This window comes from Testudinibacter sp. P80/BLE/0925 (assembly GCF_053570785.1).
Genome location: NZ_CM131636.1, coordinates 1,156,708 through 1,181,596, shown reverse-complemented (window position 1 = coordinate 1,181,596; position 24,889 = coordinate 1,156,708). Strand labels below are relative to the sequence as shown.

The 24,889-nt window shown below is 48.2% G+C and carries 19 protein-coding genes, 2 pseudogenes and 1 CRISPR repeat array (1 of these 22 cut by a window edge); of the genes and pseudogenes, 1 reads left to right on the top strand and 20 read right to left on the bottom strand.

Translation table 11 applies throughout. From position 1 onward, the window contains the following. Positions 1-3,661: direct repeats of the CRISPR family, unit length 32 nt; unit sequence GTTTCAACTCACAGCGGCGTATGAGCCGCTGG (it extends 336 nt beyond the left edge of the window). A 180-nt stretch (positions 3,662-3,841) separates the two neighbouring features. The 19 genes and pseudogenes from cas2 to ACWA5Z_RS05560 all read right to left on the bottom strand — a co-directional run bounded on the left by cas2 (position 3,842) and on the right by ACWA5Z_RS05560 (position 21,765). Beyond that, the gene (cas2, locus tag ACWA5Z_RS05650) at positions 3,842-4,135 is read right to left on the bottom strand and encodes a CRISPR-associated endonuclease Cas2 (RefSeq protein WP_139609651.1); all 294 of its coding nucleotides are present in this window, start codon (positions 4,133-4,135) and stop codon (positions 3,842-3,844) included. A 3-nt stretch (positions 4,136-4,138) separates the two neighbouring features. After that, a complete protein-coding gene (gene cas1c, locus ACWA5Z_RS05645) occupies positions 4,139-5,164 on the bottom strand; it encodes a type I-C CRISPR-associated endonuclease Cas1c (RefSeq protein WP_431050603.1) in 1,026 nt (341 codons plus the stop codon). Positions 5,165-5,184: 20 nt separating this feature from the next. After that, positions 5,185-5,997 (bottom strand): NYN domain-containing protein, encoded by an 813-nt coding sequence (locus ACWA5Z_RS05640; RefSeq protein ID WP_431050601.1) that lies wholly within the window; start codon positions 5,995-5,997, stop codon positions 5,185-5,187. Positions 5,998-6,013: 16 nt separating this feature from the next. After that, the gene (gene cas4, locus ACWA5Z_RS05635) at positions 6,014-6,631 is read right to left on the bottom strand and encodes a CRISPR-associated protein Cas4 (RefSeq protein ID WP_431050599.1); all 618 of its coding nucleotides are present in this window, start codon (positions 6,629-6,631) and stop codon (positions 6,014-6,016) included. Positions 6,632-6,633: 2 nt separating this feature from the next. After that, positions 6,634-7,476, bottom strand: a complete 843-nt coding sequence (gene cas7c / locus ACWA5Z_RS05630) for a type I-C CRISPR-associated protein Cas7/Csd2 (protein ID WP_431050597.1) — start codon at positions 7,474-7,476, stop codon at positions 6,634-6,636. Positions 7,477-7,502: 26 nt separating this feature from the next. Then, positions 7,503-9,485 carry a type I-C CRISPR-associated protein Cas8c/Csd1 gene (gene cas8c / locus ACWA5Z_RS05625; RefSeq protein ID WP_431050595.1) on the bottom strand — a complete coding sequence of 661 codons (1,983 nt, stop codon included), beginning with the start codon at positions 9,483-9,485 and terminating at the stop codon, positions 7,503-7,505. After that, a complete protein-coding gene (cas5c, locus tag ACWA5Z_RS05620; protein ID WP_431050593.1) occupies positions 9,482-10,201 on the bottom strand; it encodes a type I-C CRISPR-associated protein Cas5c in 720 nt (239 codons plus the stop codon). The genes cas8c and cas5c overlap by 4 nt, the downstream gene beginning before the upstream one ends. Positions 10,202-10,208: 7 nt before the next feature. Beyond that, positions 10,209-12,095 (bottom strand): CRISPR-associated helicase Cas3', encoded by a 1,887-nt coding sequence (gene cas3, locus ACWA5Z_RS05615; protein ID WP_431054299.1) that lies wholly within the window; start codon positions 12,093-12,095, stop codon positions 10,209-10,211. Then, positions 12,078-12,392, bottom strand: a pseudogene (locus tag ACWA5Z_RS05610) (CRISPR-associated helicase/endonuclease Cas3); the annotation flags it as partial. The pseudogene ACWA5Z_RS05610 and the gene cas3, both read right to left, overlap by 18 nt. Positions 12,393-12,475: 83 nt before the next feature. After that, on the bottom strand, positions 12,476-12,682 hold the full coding sequence (locus ACWA5Z_RS05605) for a CRISPR-associated protein Cas3 (RefSeq protein ID WP_431050591.1): 207 nt from the start codon (positions 12,680-12,682) through the stop codon (positions 12,476-12,478). A gap of 249 nt (positions 12,683-12,931) precedes the next feature. Beyond that, entirely contained in the window at positions 12,932-13,954 is a 1,023-nt protein-coding gene (hemB, locus tag ACWA5Z_RS05600) for a porphobilinogen synthase (protein WP_431050589.1), read from the bottom strand. A 65-nt stretch (positions 13,955-14,019) separates the two neighbouring features. Then, on the bottom strand, positions 14,020-14,769 hold the full coding sequence (tatC, locus tag ACWA5Z_RS05595) for a twin-arginine translocase subunit TatC (RefSeq protein WP_431050587.1): 750 nt from the start codon (positions 14,767-14,769) through the stop codon (positions 14,020-14,022). 251 nt (positions 14,770-15,020) lie between these two features. Then, a pseudogene (tatB, locus tag ACWA5Z_RS05590) lies at positions 15,021-15,297 on the bottom strand (Sec-independent protein translocase protein TatB); the annotation flags it as partial. A gap of 3 nt (positions 15,298-15,300) precedes the next feature. Next, complete coding sequence (gene tatA / locus ACWA5Z_RS05585; RefSeq protein WP_431050585.1) at positions 15,301-15,534, bottom strand: twin-arginine translocase TatA/TatE family subunit; 234 nt, start codon at positions 15,532-15,534, stop codon at positions 15,301-15,303. A gap of 154 nt (positions 15,535-15,688) precedes the next feature. Beyond that, positions 15,689-17,326: a ubiquinone biosynthesis regulatory protein kinase UbiB gene (gene ubiB, locus ACWA5Z_RS05580; protein ID WP_431050583.1), complete on the bottom strand. Its 1,638-nt coding sequence runs from the start codon at positions 17,324-17,326 to the stop codon at positions 15,689-15,691. Then, the gene (locus ACWA5Z_RS05575) at positions 17,326-17,979 is read right to left on the bottom strand and encodes a ubiquinone biosynthesis accessory factor UbiJ (protein WP_431050581.1); all 654 of its coding nucleotides are present in this window, start codon (positions 17,977-17,979) and stop codon (positions 17,326-17,328) included. Before ACWA5Z_RS05575 ends, ubiB begins: the two co-directional genes overlap by 1 nt. Before the next feature lie 13 nt (positions 17,980-17,992). Then, positions 17,993-18,784: a bifunctional demethylmenaquinone methyltransferase/2-methoxy-6-polyprenyl-1,4-benzoquinol methylase UbiE gene (gene ubiE, locus ACWA5Z_RS05570; protein WP_431050579.1), complete on the bottom strand. Its 792-nt coding sequence runs from the start codon at positions 18,782-18,784 to the stop codon at positions 17,993-17,995. A gap of 86 nt (positions 18,785-18,870) precedes the next feature. After that, the gene (locus ACWA5Z_RS05565) at positions 18,871-20,232 is read right to left on the bottom strand and encodes a sodium-dependent transporter (protein WP_431050577.1); all 1,362 of its coding nucleotides are present in this window, start codon (positions 20,230-20,232) and stop codon (positions 18,871-18,873) included. Positions 20,233-20,310: 78 nt separating this feature from the next. Continuing rightward, positions 20,311-21,765 (bottom strand): aminoacyl-histidine dipeptidase, encoded by a 1,455-nt coding sequence (locus ACWA5Z_RS05560; protein WP_431050575.1) that lies wholly within the window; start codon positions 21,763-21,765, stop codon positions 20,311-20,313. 209 nt (positions 21,766-21,974) lie between these two features. On the opposite strand from ACWA5Z_RS05560, the gene gpt reads away from it, so the two are divergent. After that, on the top strand, positions 21,975-22,433 hold the full coding sequence (gpt, locus tag ACWA5Z_RS05555) for a xanthine phosphoribosyltransferase (RefSeq protein ID WP_431050573.1): 459 nt from the start codon (positions 21,975-21,977) through the stop codon (positions 22,431-22,433). A gap of 360 nt (positions 22,434-22,793) precedes the next feature. Here the strand turns inward: gpt and typA are convergent, their stop codons facing one another. Then, a complete protein-coding gene (gene typA, locus ACWA5Z_RS05550; protein ID WP_431050571.1) occupies positions 22,794-24,644 on the bottom strand; it encodes a translational GTPase TypA in 1,851 nt (616 codons plus the stop codon). Positions 24,645-24,889: the final 245 nt, after the last annotated feature.

Here is a 24,889-nt window from a genome sequence, read left to right as displayed (position 1 = left end):
CTCACAGCGGCGTATGAGCCGCTGGCGGATCTGTAACATTGTTGGTAGTCCGCTGCGGAGGTTTCAACTCACAGCGGCGTATGAGCCGCTGGAAGCATGATTAAAATCATCAAAAATAATATTGATGTTTCAACTCACAGCGGCGTATGAGCCGCTGGATGTTGAACAAAGCCGTTTATACGGGTAAGGTTGAGTTTCAACTCACAGCGGCGTATGAGCCGCTGGTTAAAATCGGTAGGAATACGGTGATAACGCGTGAGTTTCAACTCACAGCGGCGTATGAGCCGCTGGATATACCTTTTACAGCAACGGCGGCGCAGACATTGTTTCAACTCACAGCGGCGTATGAGCCGCTGGGTATCATGTTTGATACCAAAGTTCGGGTGTTACAGTTTCAACTCACAGCGGCGTATGAGCCGCTGGTTTATGCCTAGCAAACACATAGATGATCTAACGTGGTTTCAACTCACAGCGGCGTATGAGCCGCTGGAAGACACCAATATAGCCATCATCTGATTTATATGGTTTCAACTCACAGCGGCGTATGAGCCGCTGGAAAGAGTGTTCGTTGTGGCAAGTGCTAGAGCGAGTTTCAACTCACAGCGGCGTATGAGCCGCTGGTGGGCTTTCCAGACGCGATCGAGTATGACGATTTGTTTCAACTCACAGCGGCGTATGAGCCGCTGGCTTTGCAGCTTATGCCTATCCACTGCCGATAACCGTTTCAACTCACAGCGGCGTATGAGCCGCTGGTCTATGCGCCGAGCGTGCCGAACCTGTCCGGCGTGTTTCAACTCACAGCGGCGTATGAGCCGCTGGATGTGTTGAAATCAATAACGCAGGATTAAAAATGTTTCAACTCACAGCGGCGTATGAGCCGCTGGAATTGATTTGAGAGCTAAGATTATTGATCGCTTAGTTTCAACTCACAGCGGCGTATGAGCCGCTGGGGCTTTGGTCAATAATAACGGGTGGCACAGCGGCCGTTTCAACTCACAGCGGCGTATGAGCCGCTGGGCAATGGCAGCAACAGATTACAGTTCGATTACCGGTTTCAACTCACAGCGGCGTATGAGCCGCTGGATAACAAGGGTAATTTGAGGCTTGAGCCAGGGCGTTTCAACTCACAGCGGCGTATGAGCCGCTGGTTGTTAAGTTTTGGAAACAAAACAAAGCGGTGCTTGTTTCAACTCACAGCGGCGTATGAGCCGCTGGATTTTTCATGTTGTTCTCCTAAAAATAAAAAAGGGTTTCAACTCACAGCGGCGTATGAGCCGCTGGAGAAATTGACCGCTATTATGCAACCTTGTTGCATGTTTCAACTCACAGCGGCGTATGAGCCGCTGGGGAGCAGTTAGGCAAGTTAATTGTTGTGAAAGATGTTTCAACTCACAGCGGCGTATGAGCCGCTGGGCACAGTTGAGCGCACAACAATTTCACCCCTGCGGTTTCAACTCACAGCGGCGTATGAGCCGCTGGGCACTCAACACCGCCTCGCTCGCCGCCTCATGCTGTTTCAACTCACAGCGGCGTATGAGCCGCTGGGAAGCTGTGTTGGCGTTTAAGACCAGCGACAATGTGTTTCAACTCACAGCGGCGTATGAGCCGCTGGTGGTTCAGGTAATAGTGACGGGGATGGAGATGGTGTTTCAACTCACAGCGGCGTATGAGCCGCTGGATGGGGCAATTATTAAACGCCTGGATATCACAACGTTTCAACTCACAGCGGCGTATGAGCCGCTGGTTCTAACCTCGCCGTTAATTAATGTGTCAGCTATCGTTTCAACTCACAGCGGCGTATGAGCCGCTGGATTTTTGTAAAACTGAAATAATCTATCTGCCTTTGTTTCAACTCACAGCGGCGTATGAGCCGCTGGGTCATAGACGTAGCTTTGTTTAGTGATTTTAGGCTGTTTCAACTCACAGCGGCGTATGAGCCGCTGGCTACGCAGCGAGCAAGTGCGGTCAAATGCGATTGTTTCAACTCACAGCGGCGTATGAGCCGCTGGATGGCAGTCCCAGTAATGCGGTGGATTGGCTTACGTTTCAACTCACAGCGGCGTATGAGCCGCTGGAAACTGGACAAGAAATTAATTTTGCGGTGGGCTTGTTTCAACTCACAGCGGCGTATGAGCCGCTGGTGTCTGAGCGCCAAGAGCGCAAGAATACCATGGAGTTTCAACTCACAGCGGCGTATGAGCCGCTGGTTCGGTCAGCTTTAAAAGCCGGATAGTCTCGAGGTTTCAACTCACAGCGGCGTATGAGCCGCTGGCTAAAGGTAAATTCCCAAATGGTGTTGATTTAATGTTTCAACTCACAGCGGCGTATGAGCCGCTGGATATTATTAAATAGTTCTCCACCGCCTAATAATGGGTTTCAACTCACAGCGGCGTATGAGCCGCTGGGTGCCGGGCGACATAAAACTACAGCTGATCGAACGTTTCAACTCACAGCGGCGTATGAGCCGCTGGGACGATCAAAACGGAATATCATCGTCGAAATTCGTTTCAACTCACAGCGGCGTATGAGCCGCTGGATTATGAATAATAGTTACTTTTTTCCTAACAGTTGTTTCAACTCACAGCGGCGTATGAGCCGCTGGATATTTGGATTAATTTGGGGATTGCTTGCAATCAGTTTCAACTCACAGCGGCGTATGAGCCGCTGGGTCTCGATGAAGTTTGGCGGATATTTCCGAATGAGTTTCAACTCACAGCGGCGTATGAGCCGCTGAAAGGATTTTTTAGATCCATGATTAAATCTCCGTGTTTCAACTCACAGCGGCGTATGAGCCGCTGGGATAAGATACCACCGGTTTTATCGCCCATATCGTGTTTCAACTCACAGCGGCGTATGAGCCGCTGGCCGTAACGCCTTTAGCCAGTAGCGCAAAAACAGGGGTTTCAACTCACAGCGGCGTATGAGCCGCTGGTTAACTAGTTAAAAATAAAGGTTATTGGGGTAGCGTTTCAACTCACAGCGGCGTATGAGCCGCTGGCTAAGTGTCCACATACAAATCTAAGTGTCCACATACGTTTCAACTCACAGCGGCGTATGAGCCGCTGGGCGAGCGCTCTCCAGTTCGAGGCGCACACGTGTGTTTCAACTCACAGCGGCGTATGAGCCGCTGGCACTGCCGTTAAACACTTTCATCGCAAGGGAGCTGTTTCAACTCACAGCGGCGTATGAGCCGCTGGCGGTTCAAGTGATTCGGGTTCAGGGGGTATTAGTGTTTCAACTCACAGCGGCGTATGAGCCGCTGGTGGCGACTGAATAAGCCGTTTCTGACTGTCCCATGTTTCAACTCACAGCGGCGTATGAGCCGCTGGTTTCCGCAAAGCTCAAGGTTCATTTTGGTAGCGGCGTTTCAACTCACAGCGGCGTATGAGCCGCTGGCTGCTTCATTTTCTATCCCTAGCGACATTGCCGCTTGTTTCAACTCACAGCGGCGTATGAGCCGCTGGGGAATATCAGGAAGCCGCTCCCATACACCATCAGTTTCAACTCACAGCGGCGTATGAGCCGCTGGAATCGGGGTGAGCTTATTTTTCATCGCTAAAACGGTTTCAACTCACAGCGGCGTATGAGCCGCTGGCAAGTTAAAATATCTAACCTATTTTCATGATGAGGTTTCAACTCACAGCGGCGTATGAGCCGCTGGACCCTACTTTAAAATGTATTAAATATTAATATGTTATATATTTATATTCGCTTACACCTAAAATAAAAAGAGTAATCAGACTATATCATAATCTAAAATTAATTTCATTTATCCAAATTGTTAAAGAAATCAAGCGTCGCCAATCTCCCCGCATTTCCATGAGAACAACAGGTTAGCGCGCTACACAATCAGTGTATCTTTGAATATATCTACCGCAGCTTTTGCGCCGTGGTGTTCCACTTTGCGTCGCCATTTGCTGCCCAGGTGGTAAAAGCGCAGGCTGTCGGTTTCGGGTTGATAGGTGGCGAGCAACTTGGCTTTCAGGCGCACCCATTGGTCGGGGGCGATGTCGCATTCGAATACCGAATATTGCACGCGCACGCCGTAGTCTAGGCACAGTTTGGCAATCCGCCGCAGGCGCGCTTGGCCTTCGGGGTCTTCCAGCGAAATATCATAGGTAATCAGCATCAGCATGGGCTACCTCATCAAAAACGGCGGATATTCGGCCAAATCGCCGCGCAGATGGCGTGCCAGCAGCATGGCCTGAATATAGGGCAGCAAGCCGATTTCCACCTCTTCCTGCAAATACGGATGAATGATTTTTTCCTGCTTTTTGGCTTGCAGGCTTTGAAACAACAGCTTGCGCGCATCCACCTTGATATTCACCGCCCCGCTGGCTTCCGTCTCAAAATCCTGTAGGCGGATTTGACCGCGGTTAATCAGGCTCAACACCATTCTGTCCACCCACCAAGCGCGGAATTCTTCCAAAATATCTTGCGCCAAACTGTCGCGCCCAGGCCGATCAGCGTGCAAAAAGCCCACTTGCGGATCCAGCCCCACGCTTTGCAGCGCGCCGCTAATATCCTTGCCCAATACACTGTACAGAAAAGACAGCAAGGCATTGACCGGATCGCGCGGCGGGCGGCGGTTGCGGCCGTTAAACACAAAACCGCACTTTTGCGTCAGCAAATGCTGAAACACGCCGAAATAGCGCGAAGCCGCATCGCCCTCAATGCCGCGAATCTGCTCCAGATTATCCGCCCGTTGTAATTGCGCCAAACTGAAATTCAAGGCACGAATGGCCGTCTGAATCTCATCGTGTTCGCCATGATTACGCTGCCTGCGCTGCAACACCCGCTTCAACGACTGGATTTTCGCCGCAATGATATTACGCGCAATTGGTACAGGATTATGTTCCGACACCTTGTACTGCGCCCGCCGCAACAACACATTGCCGCTCTGCCGCCCCTGCAAACGCCCGAGATAACGCCCGTTTTCGGTAAAAAACGCCAAATTGACATTATTTTCCCCGCAAAACCCCATCAAAAACGGCGACACCAACACATTACCGAAACAGAAAATATGCGCAATCGAATGCACAGGCAATTGCAACAACTTCTGCCGCTCGCCTTCAACGGTTTTTTCAATCAGCAAGGTTTCCCGCTCTTTATGCAAGTAAGTACCTTGGGTGGTGATGTAGAGGGTGTTTTGGAGTTTGCGCATGATTATTTTTAATTTCTCAATTAATTTTTTAATCTGACGTACATATGCTCCTGCATTCCTTCCGCATTTTGACGCATTTCATATTCAAAAATATCAGGATGCTTTTTTATTAAATCGGTCAATTTTTTACAACCAAAATTTCGCGGATCAAAATCAGTCTGCAAGAGCTTCCAAGTCGAGCCAAAAGAAGCAGCCGTAACCCATTCACTATCAGATTGTTCAAATATTTTTTGAATAATATCCATTGGTAGAGCAGTATGGTGAACATGGCTACTGCTTATTTTGGCTTTAGCGGTATCAGTAACTGCTATGGCTTGAGATGGTTTACTTTCTATTGCCAATTCTTCTTTTTCTTTATCAATAGTAGGCGGCAATAAATTTTCCACATAGATAAATTGACTACACGCATTGCGAAAAGCTTCGGGCGTTTGCTTTTTGCCAAACCCATAAACGGTTACCCCCTCCTCCTTTAAGCGGATTGCCAATGCAGTAAAATCACTATCGCTAGATACAATACAAAATCCGTCAAACCGCTCTTTATAGAGTAAATCCATCGCATCAATAATCATAAGACCATCAGTTGCATTCTTGCCTGTAGTATATGCAAATTGCTGCATTGGTTTAATCGCAAATTCATTAATAACTTGCTTCCACTTTCCATTATCAGCTACAAAGTTCCCATAAATCCGTTTAACCGTGGCTTCGCCAAATTTGGTTACCTCTTCTAATATTGCTTTAATGCTATTTGCCGAAGCATTATCTTTATCAATCAAAACAGCAAGATAGGCTGACTTTTCTTCCACTACATTAAAACTGGTTTTGTACTTAGACATTTTCACCCTTAAATTATTAATCATTTTTACCGTAATCAAACAACCCCGCCACATACTCCCCCGACCTATCCTTTTTCAACAAAGAAGGCTGGCACAGCTCCAACAACGAACACGCTTTGCAATGTTTGCCATACACAGGCTGCGGGGTTGCACCACTTTCCAGCAGCGACCGCACTTTGGCAATCACCGCCAATGTTTCTTGCCTGAGGCCGTCTGAAAACAAGACCGGTTCGCGATGGCGGGTTTGCTGATACCACAACGCGCCCTCCTCCACCGTTTTGCCGGTCATTTCTTCCAAACACAAAGCCTGCGCGCAAAGCTGGATTTCGTCCCAATGCTCAGATTTGGGCTTGCCGCGTTTGTATTCCACCGGTTTCAGACGACCTGTTGCCAGCTCGTGTTCGACCATATCGAGAATACCGCTCAAGCCCAAATTTTCAGCCGATACGTGCACGCTACGTTCAAAGCGAATGCCTTTGCGTGTTTCGGGTTCGCCCGAATCCACCCGCTCATGCAACGCCCTACCCTGTGCGGTAAGAAAATTCTCCGCCCACGCTTGCTCGTTGTGTATCAACGCACATTGGCGCGGACAAAAGGCATAGTGTTGCAGGGCGGAGAGGGGGATTGGGCGCATGGTTAGAAGCCGTTAATCTCTTTGGGTTCTAATCCTTTCAAATTATTCAGCACATAGCTGCCGTCGGCATTCACGCTCAGGCTGCCGTGTACTTTGGCGGATGAATATTGACCGGATTTGCAGTTGTGCTCCCACCAAATCAGCTTCAATACCTGCATACTGCCTTCGGGACGGGCGGAAGAGGCATCGCCTTCAAACAATTTGCTCAGCACGGCTTTGATTTTTTCGGCATCGGTATCGCTGAAGCCGGTGCGCTCCGCCAATTGCGGCGACATTGCGCCATAGGCAACATAAATGCCTTTGTCGATACGGTGTTTCATGCCCATAGTGTCGGAGCCGCGTTTGCTGCCATCACCTTCGCCGCTCACGCTTTTGGTAATCTGGGTGCTGGTAACGATGACCGGCTCAATGCTGAAAGCCGATTGAATAGTAACCGGACCACGCACGGCGATGGAGACACCCGAAGCATCATCACTTTTACCAAAGGCGAACACTTGCCCGAAGCTGCGCACGTCCAGCCATTTTTCACAGGCTTTTTTGGCGGTTTCGTCTTTGTTGGCTTTTTTCGGATTAAAGGCATCTGCCCCTAAGCCAATGTCTTTGTCCTTGGCACGATTGGCGAGGCTGGTCATGCCATCGGTTTTCTTTTCATCCGATTGCACGAAAATAGCTTCCCCACTATCTTGCAAACGGTCGCGGATTTTTCGTTTCAGGCACACGTCGGTCATTTCGCCGATACCTGAAAAATCCACACGCGGGCGGTTGCCGTTTAAGGGGTCGCCGTTGGGATTGGCATTTTGTACGCCGATAATCAGGGCGAAGTCGATTTTTTTAGTTAAGCTCATTGGGTTTTCCTTTGAATGTTGGTTATTTATTCGCTTGCTTCGGTTTTCTTTTGCTTGGCTTCGATGGCTTTTTCAATGTCACGCTTGATCTCCATTTTTTGGCAATGATAGCCAAGCAGAAATTCGCCGCTTAATTTGCTGTCGGACACAAAATCTTCGGGCTTGAACAAATCCATGATTTCGCCGATGGCTTGTTTGCCGGTATCTTTTTGACGGCTGCGCAAGCGGTCTTGGTAAGGGGCGAGCGCCAACTCGATATTTCGCCAAGTAGCAAACGGATGTTCTGCAAAGCGCTGCATATAACGCTCGGCGGTGGTTGCACGCTTTTCTTCTGCCAGATACAAGGCGTAAGATTCGATATTTTCGGCAATCGCCAACAGCCTGCCGTATAAATAATCGCGTGATGTATTTTCTTTATCTAAAGCCATAGAGTAGTTTCTCCGTTGTGATGAATCGTGATGACGGGCGAGATAGCCCCGATATAAGCTACAGGCTACACCGATATTGCGTTCCCATTCCCAATGCTCATAACCATTGGGAGTACAGGCCGTCTGAAAGCTCTGTTGCACCAAATCCTTGGGTATCGGCACATTTCGTCCGCCGGCGATGACGGGCAACAAACGGGCGTAAAGTTGCTTTTTGAGCTTGCCGTCTTTATCCGATACTTTGCCGTAAATTGCTTCATAAATCGCATAAGGCGCAGGCGGAATCATCGGCCAAATGGTTTGTTTGCTTTTCTTTTTGCCGTCTTGCGTTTCACGCGAATAGCGTTGATACCAAGAGAAATCATCGACCCAAGCATCCAAATTGGCAAAATAATTTTCAGGTAAAAATTCCTGATAATAGGTTAGTGCCATGCGACCGGGGGTGGCGGAATCCAGCATTAATAAAGAAATCTGTTCGTGTTCGCTTAATTGGGCTTGCAGACCGTGCAGTTTCTTTTTAATCAACTCGGCTGCTGTTTTACCGATATTGGCCGACCAATCTCGCTGGTTGATGCTTTCAGACGGCCTATTGCTTTCATCGCCTGCTTCTACAATTGCTAAATCATCATCGTCAGCATCAAGATAGTCGTAATTGTCTTGCAAGGGAGACGGTACGGTTTCGCCGCTGATTGCCCAAGCGACGGTGACTTGTTCGCCATTGCGGATTCCTTGGTTTCCGATTAGCCAGCGCAAGGCACTATGGGCTTTGGCCGATACTTCCGATGCGATGCTTGCAGCTTCTTCAGCCGTTTCAAATCGGCCACGGAAGGTATAGCCGCCTTTATCATTGGATGAAATCAACTTTGCCTTATCACCGGTATGACGCAGCTTGGCAGGATGCATGGTTGATATGACCGCCTCTTCACCTTGTATCAGACAAAATCCCTTAGTTGCTTCACTCGCCGCAAGATAATCAATCCATGACTGCTGAATGGCTTTGTCTGTCCACGTTTCACTTTGTACATCTCCAGCAAGCTCAACCCGCCAACACACCAAAGCGGAACCATAATCTTGATTTTTGGGCAAGGTTGCAAAAATGGGGGGAGCATCCTCACCCTGCCAAGAATTTAATACATGGCCGTCTGAATCCAGTTGAAACACACCCGCTCGAATCAAGTCAGCCATGACCTGACCTTTGGCAACATAATGCAAAACAGACCGCACTTTCGAATGGGCATACGGTGAATCACACCATGCTTGCAATTGCTGCAAATAACCATCGAAATAGGCCTTTTTATCACCACCGAAATCCGCATAATCTTTGGCAACATATTGGATTTTATCGGCAAAGGGATGCGGCGCTTCACCACTGGTTCTGTTTTCCGAAGATTCAGTTACCGGAAGCAAAACAGTCGTCTTTGGCGGCATAACCCTGGCCGTCTGAAAACTCCCCTCGCCATCCACTACAATTTCAATATGGGCAGTTTGCAAGGTGTGGGCAACTGGCGTAAGCGGATTATCTGCACTATCCATTTTTGCCGAAATCACATCATACGTCCGATAAAGTTTCTGCATCCAGCTCATAAACCCAGCTCCTTCGCTTCATCTTCCACCGCCTTAAGGTTTTCACCACGACCAAAGGATTTTTCAGGCTGCATTTTGCGGATAAAACGGGTTTTCAGACGGCCTGTATCATCCACGCGCGGAAATTCAATCACGCCGTTTTGCATATTCGCCCGCCAAAACCGACTGATCAGCTCATGATTTCCCGTTTCTTCCGGATAGCCGAAGCTGTGGAACATCAAGCCGAAATCCAAATTCGGCACTTCATCGTAAAATCCTTTACCTTCGCCAAATTCGCACGGCTCGACATAGCCTTGGCAATCCCGCGTTCCCAAGAAAATATCCTGTCTGCCACCGCGATTGATCATCCGTTCGGCAATAGCGAGATGTTTGGCGGGAATGCGGTCTTCAACCAAATTCGGCTGGTGCATATTCCATTCAAAATGGGCTTCTACCTGATATTCCACATCCTGCAAAAAGGTATAAATCGCCAAGGTATTGCCGCCGTCCCAATTCAGCGGCTTGGTGGATTTGCTCTGGGTTTGAATCGGCTTCATCACCCGAATGCGGTCGATATGCCAGATCAATGTCGGTTTCCAATATACGCTCCGGACGATGCCTTTTATCGCTTCATAAGTCGGCACTTGGTAGCTGAATTTTTCCCCGCCGATTTTGGTCACCGGGTCGGTAAACAAAGCCTGCCGCCCCCATACGCGAAAACTGATTTTATTTTTCATAATTCTCCTATGCACTCAAAAATTCCATCGGTGCGACTTCGTCAACCGCCAAGCCGTATTCTTGACTGTAATACCGCTCTTTCAAATAGTAAATACCCGTATCCGCAATTGGATAAATCGCCTCTTCTTTGATTAACTTCTCCCAAATATTGGGAAACACATTCACACTGAATCTTTGGGCTTTTGACAATAAATGATAAAACCGCTTGGGTGCATACTCGCCGCACAATTGGGCAATCAGCTCCTTGCCCTCACCATAAGGCACAATCACCGCCCGAGTGGGCGCATCAATTGCTTGGAATGCCCGCCCCGCACTTTTGAACGACTGCATCAGCAAGGGATACTGTTTGTTTTGTTTGCGTTTGTCGTTTTTGGCGGCATAAACGTTGTGACCGTTGTCGCCCAGCCAATCCAACAGGCTACCTGAAGTGCTGTTTTTAAGCGGGTACACCATTTCGCCGCTGCGTTGGTAAAAATAATATTGAAAATAACGTTCCATCGCACCGGGCTGCAAAATATCCTGCCCTGTAAAATCTCGAAACACCCGTCCTGCCTGCTGCTGCCCCTTCTCAATATCAGGCAGCAGATCTTTGAGATTATTCGGCTCTTGCAGATTCAGCACCCAAACCTTGCCTTTTCCCTCTGCTTCACCATGCCGATTACAACGTCCCGCTGCTTGGGCGATGCTGTCTAATCCGCCCAAAGCGCGAATCACGCACGCCATTGATATGTCCACGCCGGCCTCAATGAGCTGGGTGCTGACACACAGCACGGGCAATTTGGCTTGCAGGCGTTGCTTCATTTTTTCAAACAAATCCTTGCGGTGCGTGGCGCATTGGTTGGTACTCAGATGAAACAAGGCTTCAGACGGCACATTATGCCGTTGGCAATATTGATAAAGCTCGGCCGCCCATTTTTTGGTATTGACGATAAACAGGCAGCTTGAAGCCGTCTGAAACTGTCCCAGTAAAAATGCCCCCGCATCATCCACTGACCAGCCGCCCGCTTTTTCATTCAGACAAACCTCCACGCGCGATAAATCAGCAAACAGTCGGGCGATATCATCGTGTTCCCCCATGATTTCCGCATTGTCCGCCAGCTTTAACAAACCGTTTACCAGCACCTTGTTTCGGTCTTCTTCCGGAAATTTATCCAAGCCGGATTCGGCCAATAAAGGTTGAGTGGCAGTACACAAGATAGCACTGCTTTTGCCGAATCGGGTTAGCCAGTTGAGCGTGTTGCAAAACATATGTACGCATTTCACCGGTAAAGTCTGGATTTCATCAAAAATCAGCACGCTTCGAGTCATCGGGTGGATATGCCGCGCACCTCGTGTGCCGCCACCAAACCAAGCGTCCAAAAATTGCACCATGGTGGTGAACACAATCGGCTTGTCCCAATTTTCAGCAAGCAGTTTGTTTTGCCAGCTTTGCTTTTCAGGATCGAGATTGGAATGGTGTTCCAGCACCCAATCATCGCCCAAGATTTCACGGACAGTTTGGGCGTTTTGATCGATGATGGAGGTGTAAGGGATAATATAGATAATGCGGTCTAATTGGTGCTTTTGCGCGTGATGCAAAGCATGGCGGAGACTTGCCAAGGTTTTACCGCCGCCGGTTGGCACGGTCAGCGTGTAAATACCTTGCGGGTCATTTGCCCTATCCAGGCAAGCATTGGAAATTCGTTGACGGATTTCATCAATCGGATAACGGGGCTTGAATGCTGCAAGGTGAGTTTCTAATTTATCAATCGCTGGTTGCCAATCGGTTTGCTTTTGCAAACTTCGTAAGATTTTACGGTTGTCATCTTCAAAATCGGCACTATTGATACGGTCGGCATCAATCAGACAGCTAAACAAAAAACGGGTGAAACAGCCCAGATAGAATTCTTTCACCTTGTCGCTGGCTTCAGGTAAGCGCAGCAGGTCTTTTAGCGGTGTCACTATCTGTTTGAGCAAGGCTGTGTCCGCCAAGGTTTGCGCCTGCTGCATGACCGCAGAATCCGCATTTTGCTCGCATTCGCTCAAATGGGTTAAAGCGTCATCTTTATCAAACCGCTTTTGCCAAACCACGTTACCTTCGGCATCCAGGCAATCAATCAAACCCGCGCCATGATGCGAAGCGATGCACAGCCCCAATAGCTGCCCGCACAACTCTCCCTGACCTTGTGTACCAAATTTTTTCAATTCGCGATAAACCCACTGCGCCCCTGCCGTGGAGTGATCAACCTTGCTGCCGTTTGGTGTGCTTTCCTCATCGTCTAAATCGGGATTGACTAGCCTGTTACATCATGAATATACTTTTGAAATTTCAGAGAATATTTACCGAAGTCATGCATCAGTCCCAACAATTCTCCTGCCAAATCCAGCCCCAGCTTCGCAGCCAGCATTTTGGCAATCGCCGCAGTTTCAAACAGATGGGTTTCCACCGATTGCTTGGTGCTGTCTGATTTACGGACATGGGCAATGTATTGTGTTTTCAAAGTTTTCTCCTCATGATTATTTCGCCCCAAAACTAACAGAGAACCTTGTACTATAAAAAAGCCCCGCCGCCATTTATCCATATTCTGGACATGACTTTGCAGGGCTGGTTTTCAGCCGAGTGGGCATAGTATTGAGAAAATCGCTTATTTTTCATGAATAAGTCTACCATTCGCAAAAGTTATTCTGAATTTACACTCCGATATATCCGATGTCTATGAGTATTTTCTATAATTGCTTGCTATATCACACTATTTCGGTTGGACTTCCTCATACAACCATTGCGCCACTTGTTTGGCATAATAGGTCAAAATACCGTCTGCGCCGGCGCGTTTGAAGCAGAGTAAGGCTTCCATAATCGCCGGTTTTTCCGCCAGCCAGCCGTTTTGGATTGCGGCTTGGAGCATAGCGTATTCGCCGGAAACTTGGTAGGCGAAAGTCGGGACGCCGAAGTGGTGTTTCACGCGGTAAACCAAATCCAAATACGGCATGCCCGGTTTGACCATCACCATATCCGCCCCCTCTTGCAGGTCTAACGCCACTTCTTGCAAGCCCTCGTTGCTGTTTGCCGGATCAAGTTGGTAGGTTTTCTTATTGCCGCCTTTCAAGTTGCTACTGGAGCCGACCGCGTCGCGGAATGGTCCGTAGAAACCGGAGGCATATTTGGCGGAATACGCCATAATCTGGGTGTTTACAAAGCCGTTTTGTTCAAGTGCGGTGCGGATTGCGCCGATCCGCCCGTCCATCATATCGCTTGGGGCGACAATGTCCGCACCGGCAGCAGCGTGCGACAAGGCTTGTTTGACTAAAATCTCGCTGGTGGTATCGTTGAGCACATAACCTTGCTCGTCGATAATGCCGTCTTGTCCGTGTGTAGTGTAAGGATCGAGCGCGACATCAGTCAGCACACCCAGTTCAGGATAAGCGGCTTTCAAGGCGCTAACCGCACTTTGCACCAAGCCGTTCGGGTTATAGGCTTCTTCTGCCAACAACGATTTTTTACCCTGTTCAATCACCGGAAACAGGGCGATCACCGGTACACCGTATTTCACCAATAACCCGGCTTCGATCAGCAATTGATCCAAGGTTAAACGCTCCACGCCCGGCATTGACGGCACCGCTTCGCGCTGATTTTCGCCCTGCATGATAAACACCGGATAAATCAAATCATCGGCAGTCAGCCTATTTTCCGCGACTAGCCGACGGCTGAAATCATGGCGGCGCAAACGGCGCATACGGTTAGCCGGGAAACGAGCAAAAATTTGTTGAGTCATAATCTTGTCCTCTCTTTAACGCAATAAGACGCCAACGGCGTCTTTAATTCGGAATCTTTATCTGATTAAGAGTCTGCGGCGGCTTCATCTTCTTCCCGCGGTTTATAAAAACGGGAGAACACCAAACCGACTTCAAACAGTAACCACATCGGAATTGCCAGCAATGTTTGTGAAAACACATCCGGCGGGGTTAAAAACATCCCAGCCACGAATGCCGCGACGATAATATAAGGGCGTTTTTTACGCAGATCGTCCGCTGTCGTCACGCCGCTCCAACAAAGTAAAATAATCGCAATCGGCACTTCGAAGCAAATGCCGAATGCCAAGAAAATGGTAAGCACAAAATCCAGATAGCTGCTGATATCGGTGGCGATTTGCACTCCTTCCGGTGCGGTTTTGGTTAAAAAACCAAACACCAGCGGGAACACCACATAATAAGCGAAGGCAACGCCGACATAAAACAGTAAGGTGCTGGAAACCAACAACGGATAAACCAAGCGTTTTTCATGTTTGTACAGCGCAGGGGCGACAAACGCCCAAGCTTGATATAACAGGTACGGCACGGAAAGGAAAATCGCCACCACGCCGGTCAATTTTAACGGCGTGAAAAACGGCGCCACCACGCCGGTGGAGATCATGCTGGCGCCTTGCGGCAACTGTTCAATCAGCGGTAACGCGATAATCCGATAAATATCATTGGCAAAAAACACTAACGCGCAAAAGACGATTAAAATACAAACGATGGATTTTAACAGACGATTGCGTAATTCAATTAAATGGCTGATTAACGGTTGTGAGTCTTCAACTGACGACATACTACATTATCCTCACCGCGTTGACTAAGCGGACGCTTTGTCGGGTTGTGCCGTAGGTTCGGCGGTTGCTTCTGACTGATCAAGTTGTAACGGTGCGGCTTCCGCCTGTTGCGGATCAAGCTGTGCTTCACCCGCTTCGGCAAGTTCCGCCTGTTCATCGGCACTCAAGCTGTCTTCAATCCGTTTAACACCGTCTTGCAACTCTTTATTCAGACTATTCAGATTGCTTTGCTGCTCCTGCACATCCCGTTCCATTTTTTGTGCGGATTCTTTCAAATCCTGAATACTTTTAGCCAATTCCGGTGAAAGATCGCCCAAATTCAATTTTTCCGCTTTTTTAATGCTTTCTTGCAATTCATGCAATTTCAGTTCTTGGCTTAATTCATTCTGAACATTGGTGGCAATGCCGCGAATGGTTCTAATCCAGCCGACAACCGTTCTGATCGCCACGGGCAAACGCTGCGGCCCCAATACCACCAACCCGACGATAAAAATTAAAACCAGTTCGGAAAAACCAATATCAAACACGATTTATGCCTGCTCTTTATCTTTGACAGTTTGTTTTTCTGCTGTTTTTTCAGCTGAATTTTCTAATGATTGCTGAAATTCGGCATCTTTCTCTTTGGCATCGTCGTCTTTAATGGCTTTTTTAAAGCCTTTCACCGATTCACCCAGATCCGAGCCTAATGTCTTCAGTTTTTTGGTTCCGAATAACAGGACTACGATTAATACGATAATGGCAAGTTGCCAAACGCTGATACCCATAAAATCACCTCATGATATGAAAAATAGCGCCGAAACGGCTAAATTCCGATTGTTTAAATACTATTGTTAAAATAATGCGTTATGCTACTTGAAAAACTTTAAACTATTGATAGCTTAGCGTCAATCTGCAAATTCATTTTGGATCAAATTTTCATTAATCCCTTTTTATCAAGCCGTAAAGCCAGATTATAACCGCACTTAGTAGTAAGCACGAACTAAAAAATAGCGGTAAATGTTCAAATTGCAAAAGTGTTGTGACGAATATCACACTCCCAACCAACGCACTGTACCAATGGCGGCGCTGATGTCGTTGGTTTTTATACAAAGTGCGGTTTAATTCGCCAAGCTGACGACCAATCTCTTTTTGCTGTTGCAGCGCATGATACAACGTTTCCGGCATTTCGGCAAAATGTTCGCGGAAATACGGCAAGCGCTCTTTAATCCCGCGATAAACCGATTTGAAGCCGATCTGATCATCCAACCAATTTTGTAAAAACGGTTTGGCGGTTTGCCACAGATCCAGCTGCGGGTAGATCTGCCTGCCCAAGCCTTCGATATACAATAAGGTTTTTTGCAACAACACCAACTGCGGCTGCACTTCCATATTGAAGCGGCGCGCAGTATTGAACAGGTTTAACAACACATGCCCGAAGGAGATTTCACTCAGCGGCTTGGCGAAGATCGGATCACAAACGGTGCGAATCGCCTGTTCGAACTCTTGCACATTGGTATCTTCCGGCACCCAACCGGAGTCGACGTGCAATTGCGCCACCCGTTGATAATCGCGATTGAAAAAGGCGAGAAAATTTTCCGCCAGATAGCGTTTATCTTCACGGTTAAGTGAACCGACAATGCCGCAGTCAATGCCGATATATTGCGGATCTTCAGGATGTTCGGGATTAACAAAAATATTGCCCGGGTGCATATCGGCATGGAAAAAACTGTCGCGGAACACTTGGGTGAAAAACACCTGCACGCCACGCTCCGCCAGCAATTTCATATTGGTGCCGTTGGCTTCCAACGCAGCGATATCCGACACTTGAATGCCGTAAATCCGCTCCATCACAATCAGATTTTTGTAGCAGAAATCACTATACATTTCCGGCACATACAGCAGCGGGCTGTTTTCAAAATTGCGCCGTAATTGGATTGCATTTGCCATTTCACGGCGTAAATCCAACTCATCAAGAATGGTTTTTTCATATTCGCGCACCACTTCCACCGGACGCAAGCGCCGCCCTTCGCTCGATAGGCGCGGAATCCAACCTGCCAAGCGATACATCAGGCTAATATCCGCTTTAATGTCCTTTTCGATATTCGGGCGAATCACTTTCAGCACCACTTCACGTCCGGCAAAAGGCATATTGGAATTAAAACGGGCGGTGTGTACCTGTGCGATCGAGGCGGAAGCCAATGCGGTTTCATCAAACTCGACGAACCATTTTTCCAGTTTACCGCCAAGTGCGGTTTCAATCTGTTGGCGCGCTAACTTGCCCGAAAATGGTTCGACTTGATCCTGCAATAATGCCAATTCGTCGGCAATACTGTCGGGAAACAGATCACGCCGGGTAGACAACATTTGCCCCAATTTTATCCAAACCGGTCCCAATTCTTGCAATGCCAAACGCAAGCGCAAACCAAAAATTTTATCCTGATGGCGGTTTTTCAACCAAAACAGCAAGTTACGGCCGCAACGAATCGGGCGGGTGAACGCGTTTTTCGGTAAGGATTCATCCAAGCCGTATTGCAAAATCACTTGAATAATGCGGTAGAAACGCAAGACCGATTTCATCACTTTTCCATTCCTAGTTTATCCAGCAGTTGTTGGAACTTCTGTTCAAGCCGATCACTTTGCCGTGAAAGATCACTCACTTGTTGTTGAAAATCAGCCACTGCCAACATCGGCGCGGTCAAACGCCACTCCTCACTCAGCCGCTCGCCCCAATGTCGGTTTGCGTTTTGTTGTTTGCGTTGGAAGAATGCCAGCCCTTGTTTCGCCAATTGTGTCATATTGTACGCAAGCACATCGCCCACATACGGCGCCAGCAATTCCGCCGGATCTTTTTCGACAACATCCAATAATCCGAGAAAATCTTGCAGCACTTGCAAATCGCCATGCAGCACAATGGATTTATCGTTAATATACCGGGTTAATTCCGACTTTTTCGGCATTTTTAACAGCGTTTTCGCCGAGGTTTGCACAGTACAATCGGCTTCGCCTTCATATTGGTGCAACACATCAATTTGCTGTGCCGAAAACACGAAATAGCAGTTCATTTCCGGTTGGCGTAATTGTATTGCCAAGATTTTACCGTTAAGTTTACGTAAGTGCGGTTGGCCATTTTCCGTGCGCTTGAGCAAATGCAAAAGTGCGGTTTCCAACGCGGAACTCGCCCATTGCGGCAACATCAATTGTGTTTTAAGCTGTTCCCAATTCGGCAACATACTCACCCCTCCGCTAAAACTTATAGCCACGATGTAACGCGACGATTCCGGCACTGAGATTATAGTAATCCACGTTTTCTAACCCCGCTTCACTCATCATCTGTTTGAGCGCGTTCTGATCAGGGTGCATACGGATCGATTCCGCCAAATAACGGTAACTTTCGCCGTCATTCACCACCACTTCGCCGACTTTCGGCAAAATGTTAAACGAGTAGAAGTGATATAGCTTGCTTAACGGATCGAGGATCGGCTTGGAAAATTCCAACACCAGTAAGCGGCCGCCCGGTTTCAGCACGCGGTACATCGACCGCAAAGCTTTTTCTTTGTCGGTGACATTGCGCAAACCGAAACTGATGATAATGCAGTCGAAAGTATTATCGGCAAACGGCAAGGCTTCGGCATTCGCCTGCACATATTCCACGTTGCCGACCACGCCCAAATTGCGCAATTTCTCGCGTCCGACTTGTAACATCGAGTCGTTAATATCCGCCAACACCACTTGCCCCGCCGCGCCGACAATGCGTGAAAATTTGGCGCTGAAATCCCCTGTGCCACCGGCAAGATCCAGCACTTTTTGCCCTTTGCGCACGCCGCTGCAATCAATGGTAAAACGCTTCCACACCCGGTGTACGCCGAACGACAATAAATCGTTCATCAAATCATATTTGCCCGCCACCGAATGAAACACATTGGCGACCAATTTTTGCTTGTCTGCTTTGGCAACGGTTTTAAAACCGAAATGGGTGGTTTGCGCCGGCTCGTGCTGCTCCGACACTTCGGTATTAGGGGAAATTCGTTCGCTCATGATCGTATCTTTTAGGGTTAACATCGTGGAAATTTTGCTTACTTTATCATAAAAGTGCGGTCAACAACCGCACTTCTGTTTTTATCTTAAAGCGAATTGATAAAAATCACCAAAATAATCAGTGGAATAATATATTTCACATAGTTAAACCAAATACCGGTCAACAACTTACTGCCGCCCAACTCTTTTTTCGCTTCGTCTTTCAGCACAAAACCGACAAAAATGGCACTGCCAAGTGCGGTCAGGATAAACAACACGTTGCCGCTGACATAATCAAAGGTATCGAAAATACTTAACCCCATGATTTTGACTTCTTGCCATTGGTTGTCCCCCAGTACCGACGGAATATTGCCCAAAATAAAAATGCCGCCCAAAGTCAGCGCGATTGCGGATTTACGGCTTAAACGGGTCTTTTCCTGCAATACAGTGATCAGCACTTCATAAATGGTAAGTGAAGTGGTTAATGCCGCAATAATCAGCAAACTAAAAAAGATGGTGGCGAATACCGAGCCTGCCCACATATGCGAAAACACAATCGGTAGGCTTTGGAACACTAAGGTCGGACCGGAATTCGGCGGCACGTTAAAGGTGAACAACGACGGGAAAATCATAAACCCGGCCGCCAAGGCGATTAAGGTATTCATCACTGCGGTAATCGTGGCGGTTTTCACCAGATTTTCTTTTTTATCCAAATAACTAGATAACGTAATCAACACGCCGAAGCCCAAACTCAAGGCAAAAAACACCTGCCCTAATACAAACACAAACAGCTCTCTGGTGATTTTGGAAAAATCCGGAATCAAATAAAAGGAAATGCCTTCCCATGCCCCGGGCAAGGTCACATTACGCACAATCATGACTAGCAGGAAAATAAATAAAATCGGCATTAAATAGGTCACCGAACGTTCGATCCCGTCCATAATGCCTTTGGCAAGAATAATGTAATTCACTAATACGAAAAGTGCGGTATACAGCAAAATCGTTAAGGGGCTGTTTTGGATATGATCGCTGAAAAATGCCGAGGTGGTTTCAATCGTCACTGGCGCGGAGAGATCCAACGCACCGGACAGCAAACTGCCGATATAAGTCAGCACCCAACCGCCGAGCACCATATAATACGCCAAGATCCCGAATGCACCGAGCAAGCCCATATAGCCCAAGATTTTCCACGCTTTGTGGATTTTTTTACCGTTGGCTTCACCGGCAAACGAATCGACCGAGTTTTTTTGCATTCGTCTGCCGATGACATTCTCCACCAAAATCATCGGAATACCGATTACGATCATCGCAATGCAAAACAGCAGCACATAGGCTCCGCCGCCGTTCTCACCGACTAAATAAGGAAAGCGCCAAGTAGCGCCGAAACCAACCGTCGCCCCTGCCACCGTTAGCACATAGGTTAATTGGCTAGACCAAGATTGTCGTTTTGTTGTTGTATTTGTTGTCATAATTCCTCGGGTTTAAACAGACAAAAATATCTCTTGCCCGTCCGTGAGCAAGAGATATTAAAAATTACATTCATTAAATTAAGATTTAAGCGGAATATCCGCCAAAAGTGCGGTCAACAGCTGCCAATACGTTGCCACCGCCGGAATATGCACTTTTTCATCCGGTGAATGGGCGTTACGGATGGTCGGTCCGATTGAGACCATATCCACATGCGGATAATGTTTTTTGAACAAACCGCATTCCAAGCCGGCATGGATCACCTGAATCAGCGGCTCTTCGCCTAAGATTCGGCGGTAATGCTGCTGCGTGATCGGTAAAATCGCCGACTGCGGGTTCGGCTCCCAACCCGGGTAATCATGACTGAACTCGACTTCAGCGCCGGCAAGATTGACAATTGAATCTAAAGTGGAACAGATTGCATGCTTGCCGCTTTCAATCAACGAGCGAATCAAAATCGTGATTTTCAGCTGCTGTTGCGCCACATTTAACACCCCGATACTGAGTGAAGTTTCCACCACGCCTTTCACCACATCACTATTGCGGATCACACCGTTTGGCAAGGCGTTTAACAGATCGATTGTGCGATCAGTCGCCACTTCGGTTAACACCTGCGGTGCAACCTCTGCCTGCTCTAAACGCAAACTCAAGTGCGGTTCGCTTAATGCCAGCTCAGCTTGTAATTCCTGCTGCAAATCGGCAACCGCACTTTGCAAGCGTTCATCGCTGCCGTCAAACGCCAACAGGGCCGAAGCCTCGCGCGGAATCGCATTACGCACCGAACCGCCGTTAATATCTGCCAATTGGAAATCGACATGGGCTTGTAATTGCGCCAACACCCGCGCCAATAACTTAATCGCATTACCGCGTCCGGTATGAATATCTGCGCCGGAATGCCCGCCTTTCAAACCCTTCAATACCAGTTTCGCGCTATTTGGCAATGTATTGGCTTGCCACTCCAGATCCAAACGCAGATCGGCATCAATCCCGCCGGCGCAACCGATATAAATCTGCCCGTTTTCTTCGGTGTCGGTATTAATCAAAATCTCGCTTTGCAGCCAGTTCGGTTGTAAACCGTTGGCACCGACCATGCCGCTCTCTTCGGTCATGGTCAGCAACACTTCTAAATCCGGGTGCGCCAAGTCCCGGCTTTCCAACACCGCCAATGCCGAAGCCAAACCAATGCCGTTATCGGCGCCGAGCGTCGTATTTTCCGCCGTCACCCACTCGCCGTCGATATACGCTTTGATCGGATCAGTGCTGAAATCATGCACCGTGCCTTCATTTTTCTGCGGCACCATATCCAAGTGCGCTTGCAACGCCACTTTTCGGCAGTTTTCCATGCCGGCTGTCGCGGGTTTGCGAATCAGAATATTGCCGACCGCATCGCGTTCGACCCATAATTGCTGCTGTTTTGCCCAAGCCACGATATGCTCGGCAAGTTGCTGTTCTTGGTAAGACGGATGCGGAATATCACAAATTTGTTGAAACCACTGCCATAACAGTGTTGGTTGCAGCTGTTTAATTGATTGCATAATCAGTCCTCTATAAAAAGTCAAAATAGCCGATTGAGAGTCTCTATCGCCATCCTGTTCATCGCGACAGAAACCTCGTTAAAATCCGCAAAAAATCGGGATTAATCATAGCATGAAATCCCTTTTCAGGTTATCCTATCGCAATTTTTTAAATCAGGCTTGCCTACAAAGCCAACAATTTTTCCTAGATCACACAAAAGGGTTCAATTATGAGCGAAAAATATATTGTCACTTGGGATATGTTCCATATGCATGCCCGCAAACTGGCTGAGCGTTTAATGCCGGCTTCCCGTTGGAAAGGCATTATTGCCGTCAGTCGCGGCGGTTTGTTTCCAAGTGCGGTGATCGCACGTGAATTGGGCTTACGCCACGTAGAAACCGTGTGTATCGCCAGCTACGATCACGATCAGCAAAACGAATTAAAAGTGCTGCACGCCGCACAAGGCGACGGCGAAGGCTTTATCGTGATCGACGATTTGGTCGACACCGGCAACACCGCCCGCGCAATCCGTCAAATGTATCCGAAAGCCCACTTCGTCACCGTATTCGCCAAACCGTCCGGCGCACCGCTAGTCGATGAATATGTGGTGGATATTCCGCAAGCCACTTGGATCGAACAGCCGTGGGATATGGGGATTACCTTTGTACCGCCGCTTTCCAGAAAATAATGGCAGAATATTGAATTGAAAAACGCCTGATAGCGAATGTTATCGGGTGTTTTACTCTTTGATGATTAATAAAACACAAAGTAGAGGCTGATGACAACGCCTCTTTCTCTAATAATTTCCCTCCCTCCGTATGCGGAGGGAAGTGTCCGAAGGACGGAGGGAGACATAAAGAATGTTAAAAATGAATATGTTGCATTTTCATATTCCCCCTCCCTCCCCATTTTTCTTACCAAAAACGGTACTCCCTCCGCACGCGGAGGGAGAGAAGTAAGTTTGTTAGCAATCTGGGGCGGATATCTAATCCGCCCCTGCTTTTAGCATCCAAACCGTCTGTTTTTTATCACGAAAACCGAGTCCGAATTAACGGGTGCTGGTGCTGGTCGTAGTGCGGCTGGCGCGTTTACGATCCACTTCGGTCAGTAATTTCTTACGGATACGGATAGAAACCGGGGTGACTTCAACCAACTCGTCATCGTCGATGAATTCCAATGCTTGTTCTAAGGTGTAACGCACCGGCGGCACTAACACCACCGCGTCGTCTTTACCCGAAGCGCGCATATTGGTCAATTTTTTACCTTGCAAACAGTTGACGGTCAAATCGTTGCCACGGCTGTGAATGCCGATCACTTGCCCCTCGTAGACTTCAGTACCGTGATCGATCATTAATTTACCACGCTCTTGCAAGCTGAATAACGCATACGCCAAGGCTTTGCCGGTGGCGTTGGAAATCAATACGCCGTTGATCCGTTGTCCGATTTCGCCCGCTTTGACATCGTCGTAATGGCTGAAGCTGGAGTAGAGCAAGCCGGTGCCGGAGGTCATGGTCATAAATTCGTTACGGAAACCGATTAAGCCGCGGCTTGGAATGATGTATTCCAAACGGGTGCGTCCTTTGCCGTCGGGCACCATGTCGCGCACTTCGCCTTTGCGGATCCCCAACGCTTCCATCACCGAACCTTGATGTTGTTCTTCAATATCGATCGTCACTTGCTCGAACGGCTCTTGTTTGCGCCCGTCGATTTCACGGAAGATCACTTTCGGACGGGAAACCGCCAATTCATAACCTTCACGGCGCATATTTTCGATTAATACCGACAAATGCAATTCGCCACGGCCGGAAACACGGAACGCGTCCGGATCTTCCGTTTCTTCCACGCGCAATGCCACGTTATGTACCAATTCTTTGTTCAAACGCTCTAAGATTTGGCGCGACGTGACGAATTTGCCCTCTTTGCCGCAGAACGGCGAGGTATTGACACAGAAGAACATGGTCACGGTCGGCTCGTCCACGCTTAACGCCGGCAACGCTTCCACGCTGCTGACATCACAAATGGTGTCGGAAATATTCAGCTCGCCCAAACCGGTGATCGCAATAATATCCCCTGCGCTGGCGATATCGGCTTCGTAACGTTGTAAACCTAAATGCCCCAACACTTGTCCGACTTTGCCGTTGCGGGTTTTGCCTTCGCTGTCGATAACCGTCACTTGTTGGTTTGGTTTGACCGCACCGCGTTTGATCCGTCCGATACCGATCACGCCGACATAGTTGTTGTAATCCAGTTGCGAAATCTGCATTTGGAACGGTTTGTCGCTTTCCACTTTCGGCGGCTCAACGTATTTCACCACCGCTTCAAACAGCGGCGTCATGTCTTCGGCTAAATCTTTGTGTTCCACCCCGGCAACACCGTTTAAGGCGGAAGCATAAATAATCGGGAAGTCTAACTGTTCGTCGGTTGCCCCCAAGTTCACGAAGAGATCGAACACTTGATCCACCACCCAATCAGGGCGCGCGCCCGGGCGATCCACTTTATTGATCACCACGATCGGTTTCAAGCCGTGGGCAAAGGCTTTTTGCGTCACAAAACGGGTTTGCGGCATTGGGCCGTCAAAGGCATCAACCAACAACAGCACCGAATCCACCATCGACAACACGCGTTCTACCTCACCGCCGAAATCGGCGTGTCCCGGGGTGTCCACGATATTAATGCGGTACTCATTCCAGTTGATCGCCGTATTTTTAGCTAAAATGGTAATGCCACGCTCTTTTTCCAGATCGTTGGAATCCATTACGCGCTCATCGCCGTCACCGCGCGCGCTTTCCAGCGTGCCGGATTGTTGTAACAGTTTATCAACCAAGGTGGTTTTGCCGTGGTCGACGTGCGCAATAATCGCAATATTGCGAAGCTTGCTGATATCTAACTCATTATTCATAATTGAAAATTCTTCGTTTTAGTGAAAAGAAATACGGGTTCCAAAAAACCGTCAATGCGGTGGCTTTGAGATAACATTCATTGGAAGGTGGCGAATTATAACGTTTTTCAAACAAAACGGCTATAAAATAATGAAAAGCGAATAAAATAGTCATTTGAATACGGCATTTAACCAATCGGCAAAAAAAGCCGTTGATTTTTTATTTTTATGGATTATATTTTGGTTACGTTTCAAACAAACCGACT

Coding starts and splice junctions, on each gene's coding strand:
- tatC (WP_431050587.1), bottom strand. CDS start 14,769: ATGTCGTCAGTTGAAGACTCACAACCGTTAATCAGCCATTTAATTGAA.
- cas7c (WP_431050597.1), bottom strand. CDS start 7,476: ATGAGCTTAACTAAAAAAATCGACTTCGCCCTGATTATCGGCGTACAA.
- ACWA5Z_RS05560 (WP_431050575.1), bottom strand. CDS start 21,765: ATGCAATCAATTAAACAGCTGCAACCAACACTGTTATGGCAGTGGTTT.
- cas1c (WP_431050603.1), bottom strand. CDS start 5,164: ATGCGCAAACTCCAAAACACCCTCTACATCACCACCCAAGGTACTTAC.
- tatA (WP_431050585.1), bottom strand. CDS start 15,534: ATGGGTATCAGCGTTTGGCAACTTGCCATTATCGTATTAATCGTAGTC.
- ubiB (WP_431050583.1), bottom strand. CDS start 17,326: ATGAAATCGGTCTTGCGTTTCTACCGCATTATTCAAGTGATTTTGCAA.
- ACWA5Z_RS05575 (WP_431050581.1), bottom strand. CDS start 17,979: ATGTTGCCGAATTGGGAACAGCTTAAAACACAATTGATGTTGCCGCAA.
- cas2 (WP_139609651.1), bottom strand. CDS start 4,135: ATGCTGATGCTGATTACCTATGATATTTCGCTGGAAGACCCCGAAGGC.
- cas5c (WP_431050593.1), bottom strand. CDS start 10,201: ATGAAAAATAAAATCAGTTTTCGCGTATGGGGGCGGCAGGCTTTGTTT.
- cas8c (WP_431050595.1), bottom strand. CDS start 9,485: ATGAGCTGGATGCAGAAACTTTATCGGACGTATGATGTGATTTCGGCA.
- hemB (WP_431050589.1), bottom strand. CDS start 13,954: ATGACTCAACAAATTTTTGCTCGTTTCCCGGCTAACCGTATGCGCCGT.
- ACWA5Z_RS05565 (WP_431050577.1), bottom strand. CDS start 20,232: ATGACAACAAATACAACAACAAAACGACAATCTTGGTCTAGCCAATTA.
- cas4 (WP_431050599.1), bottom strand. CDS start 6,631: ATGCGCCCAATCCCCCTCTCCGCCCTGCAACACTATGCCTTTTGTCCG.
- ubiE (WP_431050579.1), bottom strand. CDS start 18,784: ATGAGCGAACGAATTTCCCCTAATACCGAAGTGTCGGAGCAGCACGAG.
- ACWA5Z_RS05640 (WP_431050601.1), bottom strand. CDS start 5,997: ATGTCTAAGTACAAAACCAGTTTTAATGTAGTGGAAGAAAAGTCAGCC.
- gpt (WP_431050573.1), top strand. CDS start 21,975: ATGAGCGAAAAATATATTGTCACTTGGGATATGTTCCATATGCATGCC.
- typA (WP_431050571.1), bottom strand. CDS start 24,644: ATGAATAATGAGTTAGATATCAGCAAGCTTCGCAATATTGCGATTATT.